A 20,492-nucleotide genomic window follows, 5' to 3' on the forward strand; every position below is an offset into this window, starting at 1 on the left:
CCGATAGCGTGACCTGAAAGCCCATACATGTTGTTTTGGGTTTAGTAAAATGATGGTTGGGCGGAAGGGGCCCGCATACTAAGAATTTTAAAATAGAAATGATTCCTTTTGAAGGCCTTTTTCAGTGGCTCTAAATTAGTAATCGCCTGAATTGTAAGCAAATCCTGATTTACCAAAGGTTAAAATTGCCTATATTCCTTTGAATTGCTCAATTTAGTTTTACTTTAGCCTATGGAATCTGCAAACCCAATGCTTTTTACCTCTAAACACAGAGGAATTGTTTTGGTTTCTTCTATCCTAATTACGCTTTTTTATTGGCTTACTGCTCTGTGGTATCAAAACCAGCAGCCCTTTTCCAAGGATTTGGTTTTTTTTAGTTTTCTGTTCGGTTCTTGTACTTCCCCTTACCTCGATTTGTACCAATATTTTTTTCAGTTTGCATTGACAATTTTTTGGTTTGTACTAATACCCTATTGGATTGTAACTAAACTGTTGAAAATGAACTTTCAACAGCTGGTTTGGCGACATGTGTGGGATAAAACGGCAATTAAGGTTTGTTTAATTATTTATCCTTTGGTATTGGCTTCAACCTGGTTTTCTTCCTCTGAACCAGTTTTACAAGCCGAATACCCTTTGTCTAAACAAATTGGTCATTCTTGGATGGTTTTTGGAGTATACCAGCTCCTCTATTTCTTCTATTTCTTTGGTTATGAAACCATGTTCAGGGGATTTCTGCAATTTGGCTGGCTAAATTCAAAGCCTTCATTCAAAGATATTGGCATCATCCTGGTTATTCAAACCATTTTGACTACCTTGTTTCATATTGGCAAACCCGATACGGAAATATTAATGGCTGCCTTATTTGGCCCTGTTTTTGGTTTTGTATCTATACGTTTTAATTCTATCTGGTATGGAATGATTATCCATTATCTAATGAATGTTTGTATGGATTTTTTTATTCTTCATCGTCTCCATTTAGAGCCTCAAATTTGGTTTTAACATGAAAATTCTGGTTACAGGTGCAAATGGATTTATTGGAAGTAATCTAACCAGGCAGCTTCTTTCGGAAGGTCATGAGGTAAAGGCCATGGTTTTGCCTGGAACTTCCCTCAAAAATCTGGATGGACTTACTTGCGAAATTGTTTATTCGGATATTACCAAGGTGGAAACCCTACAAGGGAAATTAAACGATGTGGAATTGGTTTACCATTTGGCGGCATTACCATCGGCCGCCTGGACCAGAACAATTTTTAAAGTAAATTTTCAAGGTACAAAAAATCTATTGGAAGAGGCTATTCGATGTAATGTTAAGCGATTTGTGTTTATGAGCTCCCTGGTTGTTCATGGGTTTAGGAATTTTAAAAATGCAGATGAAGCAACTCCTCTAATGAAACCCGGTATCTTGACAAGACCTTACACTGCTTCAAAAATTAAATGTGAAGAATTGCTGCAAGCAAATAAATCAAAAATTGAAGTGGTCATTATCAGACCCGGTTTTCAGATTTTTGGTCCCAACGATTTGCTAACCAGTAAGGAAATTCTATCCCGAATCGAAAAGAGACAACTTTTAGCCTATTTAGGATCAGGGAATAATCGACTTGGATTTGTTTACGTCGATAACTTGGTTTTTGGTTTGGTTTGTGCAGGGATGGAGTCTAAGGCAGCCGGACAAACCTATATCATAGCCGACCACGATCCGGAATTCATTGAATCTAAAAACTTGTTTCCTCTTTTTGCCGAAAAATTAGGTTTCCAGGCAAAGCCAATTGCAATTCCTAAAGCTTTGGTATTGCCAATAGCCTTGATGGTGGATGTGTTGCATTTTACGTTTTTGCGAAAGAAGATGCCAATATTTAGTACCTATATTGTTCAAACTGCCACCCACGACCTCCATTTCTCTTCTCAAAAAGCTAGAAGCGAAATAGGATTCTATTCTAAAACTAAACTTCCTGAGGGCTTAGAAAGGACAATTAGTTGGTACAAAAACCTAAAGTCTTGATTAGTTGGGTTTGTACATTTTTGATGCTTGTGAAATTACTAATCCTTGTGGCATCCGTTTCGAAAGTTGAGCCCCAATTTTATTGGTAATTCCCGGAACAATTTCTCTTTTACCTTTCATTAGGGCATCTAATGCTGTTTTCACCACGAATTCCGGACTGTCCATAAATTTAGCATTTCGCTTGGCTACTTCATCCATTTGGGCAGGTCCAAAAAAATCTGTTTCAATTCCCCCGGGACACAATGCCGTAACATATACATTTTCATCTTTTAGTTCATGCCTAATTGAATTAGAAAATGACAACATGAAGGCCTTAGAAGCTGCATAAATCGACATGTATGGTACCGGCAAATAGGCTCCCATACTTGATACATTTAATAAATATCGTCGCTGGGTTTTCGGACTATGATTCAAAAAGGCATGGGCCATTTTAACCATTGCGTCCATATTTAAATGCATTACTTCCAGGTGCTTTTCAAGAGATTGTTCATCGAACTTTCCATAAAAGCCCATTCCGGCATTATTAATGAGCATGTTTACCTGAAAACCTTCATCATTAATCCAGTCAAATATCTTCCGATAGGCCACATGGTCCAATAAATCGCAACTATGCGTATGAACAACCAGGCCCTTTTTTCTTATATCCTCAGCAATGGGTTCGAGTAAATGTAAGGATCGGGCAGTTAATAATAGATTCATCCCCCTTTCTGCACATTCATATGCGAAAGCTTTGCCAAGACCTTTACTTGCTCCGGTTACTAAGGTGAAATTCATGGAATTAATTTAAAGGTAAAGGTAAATACTACCGGATTTATAGTTAAATAAATCCGTCAATTACACTTATTTAATTTCACAATCTCCACATTTCTTTTTGTAAAATGGACGGCAATCCTGAAATGCATTCTTGGAATGAGGGAATTTTGCCTCAAATCGGTTCTTCCTCGAATTAAAAACATATTTAAATCCATCAATAATTAAGCTTTTACCTTCTTGAGCATAAGCCTTAATATTCCAAGTGTCAGATTCCCAGGTGTGAATGGATCCATTGGTTAAATAGGCCAAATTGATATACTGAGGGTTTATTCCTAATTGACTTCCACACAATATGATTCGAACAGGAACCTTAATCTCATCAACTCGACAATAATCCTTCATACAACTTCTATTGTCAGCTATCATTATTAATTCATCAAAATCTTTGGTCCTTTCCAAACCCTTAATCAAAGCATCAATATTATTCTCTTCTACATCATTGCTCTCCTGATTCTTTAAACTCTTCATCAATTTTAATACCTTTTCTAAATTGGAATTTTCCAAATAAAATACACCTCCGCAATCTCCAATCGATTTGCTATTGGTATGAGCTCGCTGGTCGGTAAATAAAACTATATTCTTTACACCACTGCTTGTATGATGTTCCGCGTGCCAAAGCATTAATTTGGCGCCAAATTCATACATGCTTCCGGTCCAATCCATCACCACCAGAGAATTTTTCCATTCGGGATGTCGATTAAATACTAGTTCTATGGTTGAATCTGGCGAGGGAGATAGTTGCAACAAAAATTTTTTAAATCGAATTTGATCCTTTTTATTCATATCGGATTCCGTCTTCCCTTCCTTAACTGATTCTTCCGCCTTAAAGCTTGTGTTATTCTCCAAACTAATCTTCGGTTCAACAATTAATTCAATACCATGTGGCATTTTCATGGCCTCTTCCTCATTTTTACAATTGGTTTGTAATACGATATTCCATTCAATTTCAGAAGTGTTTAAATTAGAATCCACCGCAAATAAGGCCTGTAGCCTTTGGCATAGTAATTTTTTGTAATTAGTGCGCCATAAACTCTTATCTATTGGGTATTTGGTATAAATAAGTTGAATAGCTATTACTTCATACCGATCTTTAATGTTTAACCAAGCTTGCGGATTACTAATAATGGAACTAGCATACCCATTCTCCAAAAAAACTCTTCCTTCCCCTTCCTCCTTGCTATATTGTTTCGCTTCAACTAAATGGAATTTATTTTCTAAATTGGTTGGACTTTCCGCATTTAATTCCAATTCACTAAATTGACTTTGTCCGAGCATAGTCAACGGAAATGCCCATAAAAATAACAAGCAAAGGCTGTAAAGTTTTTTATGATTTACTGATAGTTTCAAAATGCACTCAGGTTCGTGATTCCTTTTTGTTCAATACCATATTGCTTGTAGCGTAGAACCAAAATTAGCCAATTGATTCGTTCAGAAATTTTTGATGATTAGCCTCAGCCCAAATATCCGTTTCTTTATCCTCTCTATACTTCATTTTGTTTATTAACCGTGGTTTTTTGGGGTTTTATATCGTTTTTTATTGAAAAGGTTCAAAGTGTTAGCAAATTTCATCCTGACCGTTTTGGTAACCTATACTATTCTACAAAAGTGATTAGATCCTTTCTGTTTTAATCCAATTGGTGCAGGGGAGGGGAGATACAGGTTTTTCGGACAAATCAAACATCCTATGCTTTTCTCAAAATCCGTATATTTTCTAACTTTGTAACCTATGATTACTCTTATTCCTGCCATTTTTATACTTGGATATTTGGCAATTGCCTTTGAACATTCCATCCATATTAATAAAACTGCCTCTGCCTTACTTGCCGGTGTGCTTTGCTGGACTTTTTATATTCTCTCCGGAATAGAAGAAATTCATACTGTTATGGAGCTTCTTTCACACCATCTTGGAGCCATTTCTGAAATCTTGTTTTTTCTTCTTGGAGCAATGACTATCGTGGAATTGGTTGATGCTCACCATGGATTTAAGATCATTACCGATCGAATCCAAACCAGAAATTCTATTTCCTTACTATGGATTATTGCCTTTGTTTCATTTTTTCTCTCTGCAGTACTTGATAATCTAACAACATCCATTGTTATGGTTTCTTTGCTTCGAAAATTAGTACACAAAGGTCAAAAAAGACTGCTTATGTCTGCTGTAGTTATTATTGCCGCAAATTCAGGTGGAGCCTGGTCTCCAATTGGCGACGTTACCACCACCATGCTCTGGATCGGTGGCCAAATAAGTGCGTTTCATATTATAAAGGCCGTTTTTTTACCTAGCATGATAAGCCTTATTGTTCCACTGGCGTTATTTTCTTATCAACTTAGAAAAGACAAAGATTTACCTGTTTTGGAGAAATCAACTTCCCAAACTCCCGATGGCAGCACACTTATGTTTTTTCTCGGCCTGGGTTCTTTGCTGTTTGTGCCAATCTTTAAAACTATCACTCACTTGCCCCCTTATATGGGTATTTTACTTGGGCTGTCAGTCGTTTGGATTGCTTCCGAAATTATTCACAAAGACAAAGATGAAGAAGCAAAACGTCCTTTTTCTGCAGGTCATGCCCTAAGTAAAATCGATAGCTCTTCAGTGCTATTTTTTCTCGGTATTTTGTTAGCCATTAGTTGCCTGGAAAGCCTGGGGCTTTTAGCTCGTTTGGCCGTTTGGATGGATCAAGAAATTGGTAATCAGTCTGTTATTGTTACGTCGATTGGAGTTGCTTCTGCCATTATTGATAATGTGCCTTTGGTTGCAGCCAGCATGGGTATGTATCCTTTAAGCGCCTACCCCATGGATCATTCTCTGTGGGAAATGATGGCCTATTGTGCCGGAACCGGCGGTAGCATTTTGATTATAGGTTCAGCCGCTGGTGTTGCGGTCATGGGTATGGAAAAAATTGATTTTATCTGGTATCTGAAACGTGTGAGTTTAGTAGCTTTAATTGGTTATTTGGCAGGCACTTTTACCTATATTTTGCTTTCCTAATTAAGTGTATTTTCTTTTTGGTAATTATGCGGGCCCATTCGCTTCAAATTACACCAAAACCCCCAATATTTCTACAGGCTCATGGCCGGGCTATCGGCTGTAGTCCTTCGCCACCTCCGGCTCCGAAAGGGTTCGGGCCTGCGCCGGCTTCGGAGCTACTTGCCTCTATCCCTGCCCGACCAAACCCCGGAATTTATCGTTTTTAACTTATCCTGTTACATGACTTTCTAAAATAAAAAAGCCCCGACAATGCAGGGCTTTGAAATAAAATACAGATGTATTTTAAAACGTTAAAATGATATCTGAAACGAAACGTGTTTTTTAAGCATGCATTGATGCTTTTTTCTCTAGCAATTGCTCTTGCGACTCCCTAAAATCGGGATCATCTACGCAGCAATCAACCGGACAAACGGCAGCACATTGTGGTTCGTCATGAAACCCAACACATTCTGTACACTTATCACTAACAATATAATAAGTATCCATTTTCTTTGGCTCCTGGGCTGCATTTGCTTCTGCTGAAAACCCTAATTTGCTGGTATAGATGCCTTTAATTGAGGTTCCATCTGAAAATCTCCATTCGGCCCCTCCTTCATAAATTGCGTTGTTTGGACATTCCGGCTCGCATGCACCACAATTGATGCATTCGTCTGTAATCATTATTGCCATGGCTTGCTTGGTTTAAGTAAATTTGCGCCGCAAAAATAGTATATTTAAGTGATTACTTTAGAACAACGTATAGCAAGTTTTTCTTCCTTAGGAAAAGTTTTTGAAATTGCTTCCTCTGGTGTTGATAATAACTTAGGAGCCTTAATCGATAAATTGAAAGCTCACAATGGATGGTTTACCCCGGAGAATGTTCGATTTGCCCTTTCCAATTGGGCTATGCTTTTATCTGAAAGTAACATAAAAAAATGGGTTAATTCCTACAGTTTAGCTAACCAAAGTCCAAAATCAATTGGAATAATTATGGCTGGAAACATTCCTATGGTTGGTTTTCATGATTTACTATGCGTTCTCATGTCTGGGAATAGAGCCAAAGTGAAACTTTCATCCAAAGACAATGTACTTATGGCGGAAGTAATTCACACCTTGATTAGCATTCAACCGGAATGGAGCTCCTATATTCAAATTGAGGATGGGCCCATGAAAGATTTTGAGGCTGTTATTGCAACCGGAAGTGACAACTCCGCTCGTTACTTCGATTATTATTTTGGGAAATATCCACATATCATCCGAAAAAACCGAACATCCATAGCAATCCTTACAGGAAAAGAGTCATCCAATGATTTGCAACAACTTGGATGGGATATTTTTAGGTATTTTGGGCTGGGATGTCGCAATGTGACTAAGTTGTATGTGCCTGATCAATACGATTTTACCATGTTTTTCGATGCAATTTCTGTTTTTCGTTTCGTGCTTGAAAATAACAAATACGCTAACAACTATGATTATAACAAAGCTGTTTTCCTATTAAATAAAACTCCCCATCTTGATAATGGTTTTTTACTTCTAAGAGAAGATGCTGCCTTGTTTACTCCTGCCGCATTGATCAATTATCAAACCTATGCGAATCAACAAGAACTTCAAGAAATGATTTCTACCCAAAAGGAAGCAATTCAATGTTGTTTAGGTAATCAAATGGATTTTAATTGCCTACCTTTTGGTTCATCACAATCTCCTGATTTGTTTCAATATGCCGATGGAGTAGACACCATGCAGTTTCTTGTAGGACTTAGTTAGGGCTAATGAGCCATGTTTTTATAAAGTGCTTTGCAATCCTCGTAGATTCCTCCACGGCTACCACACTTCCCAAAGTGTATAACCAATCCAATATTCATGTCTAGAAAACTATCCATTCTGGATGGATTGCCTCTTGATAAAAATGCATTCGCCGGATCTACCCTCCTGTCCGAATAAGCCAAGGTTGTAGTTGGTGATCCTGTAGGCATACTTAAAATATCTGCCTTATCAGGATATTCTTTTGAACTAACGTCATCTAAATAGTCTGTAAAAGTTTTGTGATAGGTTATCTCTGCTTTTACTGAAAATCTACAGCTAATTCTCCATCTAAATCCTAAACCTACAGGTATGGATGGGGCCCAAAGAGTGTATGGTAAAGGATAATCATTGGTGCCAACATATTGTCCCTCTGTTCCTAAAGGCTGCAGGGCTGTCCCATCTGCTGCCAATGGATTGAAATGGAAATAACCAAAACCTGCAATAAGGTAAGGAATGGTCTTAAATTTATCACTTCGTAATAAATCAAATGTTAGGCGTAAGGAGATTTCGTGTACATCTGAATGAAAACTTAAAAAACGATTTCTTCTTTTTATGTCAGTTGATAAGGCATCGTCTCCTCGCAAGTGATTAAACTGATAATGTAAACTAACTCCAAACCTTCTGTAAAACTGATAACTTACCCCTAATTGCCCCGATAAACCAAACGTTTTGATGGTGGGAACTGCTAATGGTTGTAAATCACCTAAGTAATATCCTGTCCCACCGCCTATGTATGCTGATAATCTTGAAATTGGTCCTTGGGAAATGGATGGGTGGTAACTTAAGAAAAGTATGGAAATTAGAGTGAATATGGAGCGTTTCATATTGGAAAAACCTTATTAAAAGGTTGAATATTGTTTATACTGCAAAATTACCCTAAAGTTTAATGCTTAATAGAAAAAATATAGGTATTACTATATAGCATTATTAGAAATTTGTTAATTAGGGACTACCTAATAGAATTCAAGCCATTTTTTGCATGAAATACATACAGCTTTACCGATGTTATTGATTTTGTGATCCAAATACTTTTTTTGATACTTGCCGAGAACTGGAAGGGAAAGTTTTAGTATTTCTTCCAGCTTTTCATGACTTTTTTGGAAAATAATCCTTTTTCCTCTTTTCTTGTTGGATATTGATAATTCGGGTCAAATCCAAATGGATTACCTTTATCCTTAGTGTTTACCTTCTTCCTAACTTTAGAAAATCCTGATTTTAATTCGGTTCTTTTGGGAGTGCTTGACCTGGATTGAAATGCATCTCCCGTTTTTTCTCCTCCTCGGCTAACCACCGTTATCATGGTGCTTGGACAGGCTTTAGGCCCTCCGCAACCTGTCATAATAAACCACATACAACAGGCAATTAACGGGATTAATAGAGGACTATGCTGACACATAATTAAAAATAAAAACCCCAACGCTTTTTCAAGGTTGGGGTTTCAATCTGTTGTTAAACTTATTTGGTTTTTATTTCCACTTTTAAGTCATAGGAAGCTTTAAACGTAATTTTAATTTCTTGAGCAATTTTCTCAAAAACTAATTCAGGAACTTGAATACCATGATCTGCTATTTTTACCATAAATAAGGCTTCCACCTCAATGTGGCCTTCATAGGGTATATTTATCTTAACTGGAACGGTATAGGTTTTTTCTACCCCATGCATTTTTAATTTTCCTGTAACTGTTCCGGTATAACTACCTTTTAAATTCAAATCAATTTCCTGATCGATAACCCCGGAAAATGTGGCAGTAGGGAATTTTTCACTTTCAATATATTTTTCATTAAAGTGTTCCTGCATCAAAGCGTTCTTAAATTGAAAAGTAGTAACTGGCACCGATAAAGCCACTTTCCTGGAAGGGGTGATTACCGAAACTAAATTTTCACTATGAGCATCGATGTTCTCAACCGGTGTTTCGGAGAAGAAACTTAATTTGCCTTTACTGATCTTAAAGTTTTGTGCCATTCCTAAGCCAGAAAAACCTAGTACTAGAAGGGAAAGAAATATTTTTTTCATAAATCGTTGTTTTAAAGTTGAATTTCAAAAATCAGACCAATTATTTTTTCTTACCAAATTTGAACACCCTGGAAATGTTAAAACCTAACCTAACTTCACCTTGCAAAACATCGGAAGTGGTCATGGCTAAAAATTGGCTTTCATTCATCGTGTTGGAATTGGTAACGAACAGTTGGAACGAGTGTCCTGATGTTTGAATTTCTAATCCAAAGGCCGCGCTATTATGGTAGTTTATTCCTGAACTTGTTCCCATTTTCGTAAGTCTCCAGCCATATTCACCAATCAATAATAATGACCGGGTTAAGCGTAGCCTGGCCATGCTTGCCAAAATAAATTGATCATTTTTATCACCGGAACGTTCAACCTGGTTGTAATGAACCAGGGTTGGTGCAACTTGTAAACTTAATATTTTGCCAAATTGCCTGGCAAACATTAATTGGTAAACAAAACTCATCCTGTTTCCAAATTTGGAAAATTCCTCAGGTACGCTAGCAGGTCTGCTGGTGATATTTATGGAGGCAAAAGCAGTCATTGTTAATGGAATTTTGCCATCCTCTCTTTGTCTTAAAAACCTCCATTTAGCAAAACCTTCCCATAGTTTTCCGCTGTTATTCCTGCCATAACCTACAGTTATATTATCTGTAATGCTGTAATCAAACCCAAATTTAATGGCTAAGGCTTTATCTAATCCCCAAAACTCGTAGAAACCACTTTTGAAGTCACCTAAACGGTGTGAAATTCTTAAATCAAAACTTCCTTTGTCTAAGGTTTCAACTGTTTGGAAGTTTACAAGCCTGGTGCTTCTAAAAATGGTCCTGTATTTATTTTGTTCAGCTTTGTAATCTGTAGGAGGTTTATTGCCCTCTGTGACTTTGGTTTCTTGGGCATTTCCAATAAAGGTGGCGACAAAAATTCCTAGGCAAAGTAGGCTAGTTCGAATTGCAAAATTGAATGGTGACATACCTAAAATCTTCGCTAAAGTAATATAGGAATGGGATTATTCAAGGATTTTTTGCATCAATATGGCATTCTCCCATGATTTTGATGTTTTTATCCAGTCAATTAATTCGCCAGAAGGTTGAAATCCGGCTTTGATAAACAGGTTTATACTTGATGAATTGCTTTTGCCTATATGTGCATAAAGTTGGTGAAGATGCAATCGTTTGGCATAGGTTTCTAATCCTAATAAGGCTTTTAATCCATAACCCTTACCTCTTTCAGCCTTATCAACCAAAATTCCAACACCCGCTCTGTAATTGGAAGGGTCAAATTCAAATAAATCAATACAGCCGATAGCCTTTCCATTTAGATCCATTATCAATCTTACTTGCTTGGATATATAAATATCGCTTTGTTGGTTTTCAATAAATTGGTAAATGCTTTCAAGTGAATATGGAATTTGGGTTCCACTAACCTGCCAATGATCCAAATCATTTTCCCAGGCAAGTAACTGATTAGCATCTCCAGGCTCCACTGCCCTTAATTGTAAATCTGCCATAGTTTCCATTTTTTAGCCTAATATCCAAGTTCCCAATAAATAGGGCAGATGTACCCACTTCCAGAATAATAGCCCAATGGAGGACAAGAAAAGGTAAAATCCAAAAGTGAAAAACAAAATACCCCAAAATAAACTTGGAATCGAGGTGAATTTATGCAAAAGAGTGCTGTCCCCGGCTTGCTTGGGATTGGAATAACTTAATTTCAAAATGATCCAGTTGGAGTAGAATGCTTCACCTACCAAACTCCAAGTAACTATTCCACAAAATAAGGTAAGTAAAACAGGTTGACTGTAAAAATATAATCCTCCCAAAACTGCAAGTTGCCCAAGGATCCAAAGTATTCCAAAACTATTTCTTATCCAAAATAGCAAAGAAACAACCCCAATTGGAAACAAGAAAAATGGGAAATAACTGAATTTTCCTTTTATTAACAATAAACTCCAGGCAAAGCCAATACTGGATGCTCCCAAATATCCTACCAAGGCAATAAGAGTATTGGATAACTTGTTTCCCCCACCAACAAAAGCGGTTCCGGAAAGATCTTTTTCTAAATGGATATGCTTAACTTCTTGACTTAAAACCAATGCTGCCAAAGCATGGGAAACTTCGTGTATTAAGGTACACCAGGCCCTGAAGAATACACCTACAATTGGTAACCTGATAAGGATGACACATAAGAATGCCATTAACAGATTGAGCCAGTGGATATCAATTTCTCTGGTCAAAATTTATTGGTTGAGAAGTTTACTCATATCAATTTTTTGTTCCAATTGAATAGGGATTTTCTTGCCTATGCCATGGGCTTTGGCCCGAATGTATCCATTGAGTTTTAATTCTATTTGCTTTCCTCCGGTAAATAAGGAAAGACTTGGCAGAATTTGAGCCAAAACGGATTTTAAATCGGTATGGATGGTAAATGGATAACTGTTTTCTTTGTTGGGTTCAAATACAACATTTTCTTTGGCTTTGGCTTTCCCGATGGATAAGCCATTTAAGGTAATATCCAAATCGTAGTCGGCTAGTACAATTTTATAATCATTCGGATTTTCAATTCTAAGGTTTAGAATGATTTCCATATCCGAAGCCTTCATTTTATTCACCTTGTATCCGTCAAGTCCTTTAATTATTGGGGTTTGCAATGGTTTACAACCTGCAAGAAGGAATAGAATCACTATGTTGAGGGCTAGTCCGATTTTTTTCATGGTTTATCCTAATTTTCTGAATCCTCTAAAAATGATTTGTAAGTCATTAAGTGCTTTGTAATCTCTGTTATATAAAAAACCCAAACGTTGTTTCGTTGTCTCGTCTGATATTGGTTCTGACAAACCATCTGCAGGATGCAACAAGGCTAATTTTCTGGATTTTATTCCTGTTTTGGTTGGAACTCCTACCCAAGTCTTGTTTCCAAGTAGTACCTGCAACCAATTGTTAAAAAAAGAAGAAAAACGTAGACCTAATAATGGGGAAACAGGTACTAATGGAATGAAAGCAAGGGCTAAAATTAAATCCAAAATTCTTTTTTTTCTCCTGTTTTCGGGTTTGTTAATGGAATTGATATCAACCATGTATAAGTCTCCTGCTGTATCAATACTGTTGCTTCCAATAATAAAATCAGTTTCTTCCGGGGCTATTTTAAATTCTAAATCACGATAGGCTAACTCTGACATTAAACCAATAATATGTCCTGCAGGAAAGTCCTTGCCACAAAATATTACTTCTTTAATTTTGTAAATTTCAATAATCTGCTCCAATTGACGGATACTTCCAAGGTAGTTGCCTTTAACATTGCCAAGTTCTTCTATTGGTGAAATTCGGCCAACCAAATCGGTTTGGATGCTCGATTTCCCAAGAAGTTGTTCAACTCGGTTCGCCTCTTCTGGATTGCCTGCAATTACAATTCTCTTCTTAATTAAGGAGTCGATTTTATAATCTTTGAATCCCAAAAAACTTAGAACTGCTCTGCTAATTAGCAAGGCAGTTATCGCCCATAACGAAGTAAATAAAATGATGGCACGACTGTAACGATAAGACTCGTTTAACAAGGCATACATGACTAAAATGCTTCCGGTTCCAACTAATAAGCCTCTGACTATTTTATTTAAATTGATCGGTTTGTCATAGCCACCACTCAAATAAACAGATCCTAGCCATAACCCAATGTATGATGGAAGTGCAAACACAAAGAACTCATGCGGATATTGTATTCCTGTTCGAATTTCTGTAGCCCAATATTTGGTTATTAAAAAGCCTCCGCAATACAAAAGAATGAAATCAAATAAAGGCTGATAACTAAATCTTAAAAATCGAAATGCAATTGCAATTCCTGCCCTAAGGTATATGGCTAAGTTAATTAATAATGAAAAAAGGGCTGCATTTTGACCTGAAAAATGCTTTTGAGCAAATTGTATCATTGCTTTGTAAAAAACAACGACATAATTTATACTGCCTTTTTTTGTGCTTTCTCCTTTGTAATGAATAATTTTTGCATGAGGAACGTAATAATTCTTATAGCCTCCCAATATTAATCTGTAACTTAAGTCAACATCTTCCCCATACATGAAAAAGTCTTCATCCAGCAATCCTACCTTGTCTAAAGCTTCCTTCCGCAACCACATATAGGCTCCGGATAAAACTTCAATGGAATGGACCTCTTGGCTGTTAAGGTAGCCCAAATGGTATTTTCCGAAAATTCGACTTTTGGGAAAAATCGCAGATAAACCAAAAATTTTATAAAATGCTACTTCCGGGGTTGGTAAACTGCGTTTGCTTTCCGGTAAAAAGTTTCCTTTGCCATCAACCATGTAAACACCTAATCCGCCTAAATCAGCATGCTGGTCAGCAAATTGAATGCATTTTAAAAAGGTGTCCTGCTCAACAACAGTGTCAGGATTTAATAAGAGAATATACTCGCCCTTGCATTGACGAATAGCCAAATTGTTGCCTTTTGAAAACCCTAAGTTCTCTTTGCTTTCAATCAGGTTAACCCAAGGAAAACGCTCTTTTACCAATCCCACCGAACCATCAACCGAGTTGTTGTCTACAACCCATACTTCTGCTTCAATTTCTTGAATTGCATTCCATACAGATTGCAGACATTGCTCCAAGAAATGTTGGACATTGTAATTTACTATTACTATGGATAGTTTCACGGTGGGGCGAAGATAGAGTTTTGCCAAAAATGAAAACCAACACAACGAAAAACCTGGGTCTGAATTTTAATTAAAACCAAATTTAATTTGGAAATCCTATCCTTCTCTTATCTTCGCAACCTGAAATTAATTGGAATGAAAATACGAATTTTTGTTTTATTGGCTGTTGTTTTTGGATTTTTTGGTTGCCAAAAAGATGAACTTTCTCGAGCCAAATCTAATTTAAGTCGTACTTGGGTCGTAGATAAAGTTGAATTTGGTGGAATTGATACCACTTCCACATGGAGTTCACAATTTGTAAATTATACCATCCAGTTTACCAAGGATGGAAAATACTATGAAAGTTATACAGTTGGTGGATTTAACACCCAGGCATCAGAGAAAGGTGAATGGACTCTTAGTTCAGATGCTCTTACTATAACTCTAAATAGGGAGGATAAACAATATAGCCGTGCTTTTGAAATTATTCTTTTGGATGAAGCCAATTTGCATATTTCAAAGAATGGAACCACTCCTAAAGAGGAGTACTATTTGAAATCCAATTAAAATGAAACGTCTGATTAGTTCTGCTTTAATTGCTTTTTCCTGCTTGTTTGTTTTTAACTCGTGCAATAAAAAGCCGGGTTGCAACGATCCTTTGGCTGATAATTATGATGAAACAGCCAACCTGGATAATGGAACTTGTACCTATAACTTGGCTTTTTTATGCAAATCCTGGAATGTTTATCGATATGAAGTGGATGGAGCTGATTCAACTTATTTCTTGCTTTTGGAGAAGCCAAATTTGAATTGGAGCTTTTACAGGGAACAAACTTACAAGGAAGTATATTATCCTGCTCCCGGTTCTCAAGTTAATTCGAATGGAATTTGGACTCTTACTCAAAGTTATACCAATTTAACAATGGTTGACAAGCCAAGCGATTCAACCCGAACTTTTTTGGTTAATGCATTAAGTGACACCGGTTTAGTGATTTCTATTCAATCAGCCGTTTTGCGAAAATATTATTTCAAGCCTAAACCTTAATGAAGGCTTCCAAAGAGCTTTTATCATGGATATTATTGGTTTCTCTCGGATTAGTCTGGGGGAGTAGTTTTATTTTAATGAAACAAGGCCTATTGGTCTTTTCGCCAATTCAAATTGCCAGTTTGCGAATTTTTATTTCTTCATTGGTCTTGTTACCGATGGTGATTTATCGATGGAAGAAAATACCTTGGGGTAGATGGAAACTTTTTTTGATTGCCGGATTACTTGGGAATGGTATCCCTTCCTTTATGTTTCCTATTGCTCAAACCAGATTAGATAGCTCCTTGGTTGGAATGCTCAATTCCATGATGCCGTTGCTTACGCTGTTGGTAGGTATTTCATTTTGGAAAGTAAAGGCCAATGTAAAAGTATTTTTAGGTTTAGGAATTGGCTTATTAGGTGTTATTTTCTTGCTTTGGCATAAGATGGGCGATTCAAAAGATCTGTCTTTTGCCTGTTTTGTTTTTATAGCCAGCACTTGTTATGCTTTTAATACCAATATTGTCAAAAATTACTTGTCTGACCTGGATTCAGTAACGCTTACTTCCGTTTCATTTTTCTTTTTGGGTTTTCCATCAGGTTTGGTTTTATGGAGTACGGGGATTTCTTCAACCTTGTTTCGGGAAGGTGCAATGCTGGCTTTAGGTTTAATTAGTATACTGGCTATTTTAGGAACAGCCCTGGCCGTTGTGGTTTTTAACTATTTGGTTAAAGTTCGAAATGCCTTATTTGCAGCTTCGGTTACCTATATCGTTCCGGTTTTCGCCTTGATGTGGGGTGTGTTTTTTAATGAAACCATTGTGGTTACTCAGTTAATTGGAATGTCTATGGTTTTGGGAGGGGTTTATTTGGTGAATAAGAAGAGTTGAAATACTTTTCGATTATTCCAAATGGCCGTATATTGAACCAATTCCGGGGGTGGAGTCGGGTAGGGATAGAGGCAAGTAGCCCACAGGACACCGACGGCGTTAGCCTAGGGGGACGAGGACTACAGCCGATAGCCCGACCATTCGCTTTTGCTTCCTTTGGGCTGGCAATTTTTTGTTGGTGCGAATGGGACCCGCCAAATAATAATCATCTTAAAATGGGCTATGGTATTAAGCCAAGTATTACCTTTAAGTCAGAATAGGTTTAGTATTGAATTCAAGTTTATCTTTGCGGCCTTTTTTACGATGAAAAAAAATTCTACAGTACTTACTTGGACACTTGGATTGCTGCTTGTTTTAGTCACTTGTTTGGGTGCCTGTATTCAGAAAAAGGAAATTCAGGATATTGTAAAGGTTCCGGATAGTCAGTTTCATGGGGTTAATATTGGTGCAACTCCTAAAGAAGTGATGCTTGCTGAACAAGGCAATAAATTGGGTGAAAAATCCGATGGTAATAATTTTATTAGTTATGAATTCGATTTAGGAGATGGCGAGCATTATATGGTTGGATATAGCTTTGAAGATGGTAAACTATATGATATTGAGGCCGATTTTTTTCTGGAAGATTCAAAACGCGCAGAAGAATTGTTTGCCCAGTTTAAGGATTTTTACACTTTAAAATATGGTGAAAGCCATGAGGAAGGTGATTATACAGTATGGAACGAGCGAGATAAGGATAAACAAGTAACTGTTTCATTGGTGGACCAATCAAGTGAGCAGCAAAAGGGCGGCAAGTTATCCTTAACAATATTTAAAATCAATTATTAATAGGTGAGTAATCCAATAAAGGAGTATTTCCAATCGGCAATTGGTATTAAATTAAAAGGCCAAGCACCTGGGTTAACCGGACTTTTAGGTGGTACCCTTTTGAAAGTTGAAGATAGTTCCATAACCATGGAATTTGAAATAGGGGATGAACTCTGTAATCCCGGTGGTTTTATGCATGGTGGAACCCATGCCGCAATTATGGATGATGTGATGGGTATGACCGTTGCGGCTTTGGGGAATGAATCTCATTTTGTTTCGGTTAATTTGTCCTTGGATATGCTCGGAACGGTTCAGAGCGGTGGGAAAGTCATTGCTACGGCACGTGTGATAAGAAAAGGCAGGCAAATAATCAACGTAATGTGTGAAATAGCCACCTTGGATGGCAAAGTCATTAGCAGAGGAACTCAAAATTTAGTAATTTCTAATCTTCCTAAAATCAATGAAAATCAACAACCTGCATAATTTTGTTAAGGCCTTCATAGTGCTTTTTAGCCTTTCTGTGATTTCATCCTGTAAAAAGAACGAAACAACTTACTCCGCTTTGGTTCGTTACAGCGGGGATATCGCTGTGGATGGTTGTGGTTGGGTGTTGGATTTGGAAACCGGAACATGTCACCCTACCAATTTGGATGCTGATTTTCAACAAGATAGTTTGTTGGTGGAGATTAGTTATAAAGAGATTTCAGGAACCTTCAATTGCGGTTTTGGAACTTCTCTTAAGCAAATCGAATTGCTTTCTATTTCAAAACAGGAGTAATTTCTTGTCTTCTTTCTCCCATTGGTATGGGTATGCCCATTATTTCTCTAAACTGGTCGGGACTTAGTGAATTAGAAATGGAATAGGGGCCAATTTCTGTTCTGCAGAGTGCTGTTAAATGGGCACCACTGTTTAGGGCAGTGCCTAAGTCACGTGCTAGTGAGCGGATGTAGGTGCCTTTGGAGCATCGAATTTTGAAATCAACTAAAATGTGATCCTGGTTTCGTATAATATTGGAAATGGTAAATTCCTCAATTTGGATAGTTCTAGGTCTTAATTCTACATCTTTGCCTTCTCTGGCCAAGTCATAAGCTCGTTTTCCATCTACCCAGGCGGCTGAAAAAATGGGTGGGATTTGCTCAATGCTGCCTACAAATGTTTGGGCTTTTTCTTGGATGAGTTCATCGCTAATATGTTCAACCGGGTAGGTTTTATCAATAGGCTTTTCTAAATCAAAACAAGGAGTAGTTGCTCCAATATAGATGGTTCCTGTATAAGTTTTGCCAAGCTGCTGTAAGGATTCTATTTCCTTGGTCTTTTTGCCGGTACAAATAATTAAGACACCGGTAGCAAGAGGGTCTAAGGTGCCGGCATGTCCTACTTTTACCTTAGCTCCAACCTTTTTCTTTACTATGAGTTTAACCAAATTGACCAGGTTGAAGGAGGTCCATGACAAGGGCTTATTAAAGCAAAGAATTTCCCCGGATTGAAAGTCGAAATCGTTTTTCACACTACACTATTTTGAGGTCAACACCCAAATAGAGAAGAATTAGAATTCCTAAACCTAGGGCAATACGGTAATAGCCAAAAATTTTAAATCCGTATTTAGAAATAATTCCAATAAAAAAACGGATAGCTAAAATGCCAACCAAAAAACCTACCAAATTGCCAAATCCTAGTAGTTTAATATTCTCAGAATTAATTACACTAAAATCTTTGGTAAGTTTGTAAGCTGAAGCCGCAAACATAGTTGGAACCGCAAGAAAAAAGGAAAACTCGGCTGCTTGTTTTCGACTGAGACCTTGGGAAAGTCCTCCAATAATAGTTGCAGCGGAACGTGAAACCCCTGGTACCATAGCTATGCATTGAAATATGCCTATTATGACGGCTTTGGGATAGGAAATTTCCTGATCCTCCTGGGTTTTCTCTGGGAAAATTTTGTCAAGAAATAGAAAGAATATACCACCTAATACCAGCATAAGAGCTACAACCTGAACGTTCTCTAACAATTCATCAATTTTGTCGCCCAGAAGTTTCCCAAATATGGCAGCGGGAATGAAAGCTACAAGCAAGGTTAAATAAAATTGAATATCAATGGATTGGAGAAATCGCTTCCAATAAAGAAAAACTACAGAAAGGATTGTTCCAAATTGGATTTGAACAGTAAAAACTTTGGTAAATTCATCACTGGAAATCCCCATCAAGGAAGAACCAATTATCATGTGACCCGTGCTGGAAACAGGCAAAAATTCAGTAAGGCCTTCAATGATGGCCAAAATCAAAGCTTGGAAATACGACATGAAGAGTGGAGTAGTGGCTTAATCTTTTGGCTTGCGCATGATGGCAAATATCTCAATGATAAAGCCTGTCAGCACAACAATTGGTGCAATCGTAATTCTTCGGGTAGAGAAAATCTCTTCATTAAATACATTCGGGTCTTCACTTCCTCCGCCGGCCATTAAAATAAACCCTACCACAATAAACCCTAATCCAACCAAAAGAAGGATGTAGTTCTCTTTTCCAAATGCAAAATCAGTCTTAAATGCAGATTTATTGGCAGTTACAGTGCCGCTTGGTTTTGAAACTTTCTTTTCTACTTTACTCATGTTAGTAATATAATTCGTCTCGTTTTAGACGTAAGTATCGACTCACGGCAAAGGTAGTGGAAATTGCTGTAATAATGATGCCTAATAAAAAAACTAGAATGAAAAGTAATAAACTGATTTCAATGTCTAAGGAGAATATCTCAGGGAAGCTGTTTCTCACTAAATACATCATAAACCCAATTAGTATGTTGGCAATTAGCGCTCCAATAATTCCCTGCGTAATTCCTTGTACTACAAATGGGCGACGGATAAAACCTTGTGTGGCTCCCACCAATTGCATGGTTTTTATAAGAAAACGTTTGCTGTATATACTTAGTCGAATGGTGTTGTTAATTAGTGCTACAGCTACAATGGTCAATAAACTGCAAAATAATAATATTACCATCCCAATCCGACGTAAATTCTCGTTTACCAAAGTCACTAAATCCTTCTGATAAAACACTTCTTGAATATCAGGGTTATTCCTTAACTCTCTCTCTATCACTGCCATGCTGTCTATATTGGCATATTCTGCATGCATTTTAACATCTATGGAGGCCAATAAAGGGTTATATCCTAAAAAGGAAATGAAATCTTCTCCCAGTTCTTTTTGTAAACGCTTAGCCGCATCTTCTTTGTTTACAAATTCGGTATATTTAACATAGTCTTTTGAATCCAGGGTTTTTTGAAATTGGATAATATCTGCCTCCTTGGCGGTTTCCTTCATTACAACCGAAAAGCCAATATTTTCTTTTACAAAATTGCCTAAGGTTTGGGCATATAAAACAACCATACCTAATATGCCTAACATAAACAAAACCAAAGTAATACTCACAACCGACGATATTACAGAGGATTGTAATTTCCTTCTTTCAAGCTTTGCTTCGTTTTGGTCCATTTTTTGGAAATATTTTTGCAATAATAAGGCTTGTGTACGCTCCTTACGACCATTTGAAATGAACTTATGC

The 20,492-nt window shown here is 37.2% G+C and carries 25 protein-coding genes; 10 read left to right on the forward strand and 15 right to left on the reverse strand.

What is annotated here, in order from left to right; all coding sequences use genetic code 11:
- Positions 1-498 precede the first annotated feature (498 nt).
- Together K1X82_07945 and K1X82_07950 are read left to right on the forward strand one after the other, a co-directional pair.
- Positions 499-999 (forward strand): CPBP family intramembrane metalloprotease, encoded by a 501-nt coding sequence (locus K1X82_07945; GenBank protein MBX7182027.1) that lies wholly within the window; start codon positions 499-501, stop codon positions 997-999.
- Position 1,000: 1 nt separating this feature from the next.
- A complete protein-coding gene (locus K1X82_07950) occupies positions 1,001-1,999 on the forward strand; it encodes an NAD-dependent epimerase/dehydratase family protein (protein MBX7182028.1) in 999 nt (332 codons plus the stop codon).
- Here K1X82_07950 and K1X82_07955 read toward each other — a convergent pair whose 3' ends face one another.
- Complete coding sequence (locus K1X82_07955; GenBank protein MBX7182029.1) at positions 2,000-2,773, reverse strand: SDR family oxidoreductase; 774 nt, start codon at positions 2,771-2,773, stop codon at positions 2,000-2,002.
- 66 nt (positions 2,774-2,839) lie between these two features.
- Positions 2,840-4,159, reverse strand: a complete 1,320-nt coding sequence (locus K1X82_07960) for a hypothetical protein (protein ID MBX7182030.1) — start codon at positions 4,157-4,159, stop codon at positions 2,840-2,842.
- A 379-nt stretch (positions 4,160-4,538) separates the two neighbouring features.
- On the opposite strand from K1X82_07960, the gene nhaD reads away from it, so the two are divergent.
- Entirely contained in the window at positions 4,539-5,801 is a 1,263-nt protein-coding gene (gene nhaD, locus K1X82_07965) for a sodium:proton antiporter NhaD (GenBank protein ID MBX7182031.1), read from the forward strand.
- Positions 5,802-6,122: 321 nt separating this feature from the next.
- On the opposite strand, the gene K1X82_07970 is transcribed toward nhaD, so the two are convergent.
- Entirely contained in the window at positions 6,123-6,470 is a 348-nt protein-coding gene (locus K1X82_07970) for a 4Fe-4S dicluster domain-containing protein (protein ID MBX7182032.1), read from the reverse strand.
- 48 nt (positions 6,471-6,518) lie between these two features.
- Here K1X82_07970 and K1X82_07975 point away from each other — a divergent pair, with 48 nt between their 5' ends.
- On the forward strand, positions 6,519-7,544 hold the full coding sequence (locus tag K1X82_07975) for an acyl-CoA reductase (GenBank protein MBX7182033.1): 1,026 nt from the start codon (positions 6,519-6,521) through the stop codon (positions 7,542-7,544).
- A 2-nt stretch (positions 7,545-7,546) separates the two neighbouring features.
- On the opposite strand, the gene K1X82_07980 is transcribed toward K1X82_07975, so the two are convergent.
- From K1X82_07980 to K1X82_08015, 8 genes are all read right to left on the reverse strand, one after another.
- Positions 7,547-8,407: a hypothetical protein gene (locus K1X82_07980; protein ID MBX7182034.1), complete on the reverse strand. Its 861-nt coding sequence runs from the start codon at positions 8,405-8,407 to the stop codon at positions 7,547-7,549.
- A gap of 242 nt (positions 8,408-8,649) precedes the next feature.
- Positions 8,650-8,934 carry a hypothetical protein gene (locus tag K1X82_07985; GenBank protein ID MBX7182035.1) on the reverse strand — a complete coding sequence of 95 codons (285 nt, stop codon included), beginning with the start codon at positions 8,932-8,934 and terminating at the stop codon, positions 8,650-8,652.
- Between the two features lie 104 nt (positions 8,935-9,038).
- A complete protein-coding gene (locus tag K1X82_07990; GenBank protein MBX7182036.1) occupies positions 9,039-9,596 on the reverse strand; it encodes a YceI family protein in 558 nt (185 codons plus the stop codon).
- A 40-nt stretch (positions 9,597-9,636) separates the two neighbouring features.
- The gene (locus K1X82_07995; GenBank protein ID MBX7182037.1) at positions 9,637-10,557 is read right to left on the reverse strand and encodes a hypothetical protein; all 921 of its coding nucleotides are present in this window, start codon (positions 10,555-10,557) and stop codon (positions 9,637-9,639) included.
- A 36-nt stretch (positions 10,558-10,593) separates the two neighbouring features.
- Complete coding sequence (locus K1X82_08000) at positions 10,594-11,103, reverse strand: GNAT family N-acetyltransferase (protein ID MBX7182038.1); 510 nt, start codon at positions 11,101-11,103, stop codon at positions 10,594-10,596.
- 3 nt (positions 11,104-11,106) lie between these two features.
- Complete coding sequence (locus K1X82_08005; protein ID MBX7182039.1) at positions 11,107-11,781, reverse strand: M50 family metallopeptidase; 675 nt, start codon at positions 11,779-11,781, stop codon at positions 11,107-11,109.
- A 42-nt stretch (positions 11,782-11,823) separates the two neighbouring features.
- Positions 11,824-12,297 carry an LEA type 2 family protein gene (locus K1X82_08010; GenBank protein ID MBX7182040.1) on the reverse strand — a complete coding sequence of 158 codons (474 nt, stop codon included), beginning with the start codon at positions 12,295-12,297 and terminating at the stop codon, positions 11,824-11,826.
- Between the two features lie 3 nt (positions 12,298-12,300).
- Entirely contained in the window at positions 12,301-14,244 is a 1,944-nt protein-coding gene (locus K1X82_08015) for a glycosyltransferase family 2 protein (GenBank protein MBX7182041.1), read from the reverse strand.
- A 135-nt stretch (positions 14,245-14,379) separates the two neighbouring features.
- Between K1X82_08015 and K1X82_08020 the strand changes: the two genes are divergently transcribed.
- From K1X82_08020 to K1X82_08045, 6 genes are all read left to right on the forward strand, one after another.
- Complete coding sequence (locus K1X82_08020) at positions 14,380-14,790, forward strand: lipocalin family protein (GenBank protein ID MBX7182042.1); 411 nt, start codon at positions 14,380-14,382, stop codon at positions 14,788-14,790.
- Position 14,791: 1 nt separating this feature from the next.
- Positions 14,792-15,268, forward strand: coding sequence for a hypothetical protein (locus tag K1X82_08025; GenBank protein MBX7182043.1), 477 nt, complete (start codon positions 14,792-14,794; stop codon positions 15,266-15,268).
- Positions 15,268-16,137 carry a DMT family transporter gene (locus K1X82_08030; protein ID MBX7182044.1) on the forward strand — a complete coding sequence of 290 codons (870 nt, stop codon included), beginning with the start codon at positions 15,268-15,270 and terminating at the stop codon, positions 16,135-16,137. The genes K1X82_08025 and K1X82_08030 overlap by 1 nt, the downstream gene beginning before the upstream one ends.
- Before the next feature lie 303 nt (positions 16,138-16,440).
- A complete protein-coding gene (locus tag K1X82_08035; GenBank protein ID MBX7182045.1) occupies positions 16,441-16,962 on the forward strand; it encodes a hypothetical protein in 522 nt (173 codons plus the stop codon).
- Between the two features lie 3 nt (positions 16,963-16,965).
- Positions 16,966-17,424: a PaaI family thioesterase gene (locus tag K1X82_08040; protein ID MBX7182046.1), complete on the forward strand. Its 459-nt coding sequence runs from the start codon at positions 16,966-16,968 to the stop codon at positions 17,422-17,424.
- Positions 17,402-17,719 (forward strand): hypothetical protein, encoded by a 318-nt coding sequence (locus K1X82_08045; protein ID MBX7182047.1) that lies wholly within the window; start codon positions 17,402-17,404, stop codon positions 17,717-17,719. The genes K1X82_08040 and K1X82_08045 overlap by 23 nt, the downstream gene beginning before the upstream one ends.
- Here K1X82_08045 and truB read toward each other — a convergent pair.
- Genes truB through K1X82_08065 form a run of 4 tightly spaced genes read right to left on the reverse strand, consistent with a single transcriptional unit; the run spans position 17,700 to position 20,422 of the window.
- Positions 17,700-18,449 carry a tRNA pseudouridine(55) synthase TruB gene (gene truB, locus K1X82_08050; protein MBX7182048.1) on the reverse strand — a complete coding sequence of 250 codons (750 nt, stop codon included), beginning with the start codon at positions 18,447-18,449 and terminating at the stop codon, positions 17,700-17,702. The two genes, K1X82_08045 and truB, sit on opposite strands and share 20 nt — an antisense overlap.
- Position 18,450: 1 nt before the next feature.
- The gene (locus K1X82_08055; GenBank protein MBX7182049.1) at positions 18,451-19,239 is read right to left on the reverse strand and encodes an undecaprenyl-diphosphate phosphatase; all 789 of its coding nucleotides are present in this window, start codon (positions 19,237-19,239) and stop codon (positions 18,451-18,453) included.
- 18 nt (positions 19,240-19,257) lie between these two features.
- Entirely contained in the window at positions 19,258-19,545 is a 288-nt protein-coding gene (locus K1X82_08060; protein ID MBX7182050.1) for a DUF3098 domain-containing protein, read from the reverse strand.
- 1 nt (position 19,546) lies between these two features.
- Positions 19,547-20,422: a permease-like cell division protein FtsX gene (locus tag K1X82_08065; GenBank protein MBX7182051.1), complete on the reverse strand. Its 876-nt coding sequence runs from the start codon at positions 20,420-20,422 to the stop codon at positions 19,547-19,549.
- Between the last annotated feature and the right edge of the window lie 70 nt (positions 20,423-20,492).

This window comes from Bacteroidia bacterium (genome assembly GCA_019695265.1).
GTDB lineage: Bacteria > Bacteroidota > Bacteroidia > JAIBAJ01 > JAIBAJ01 > JAIBAJ01.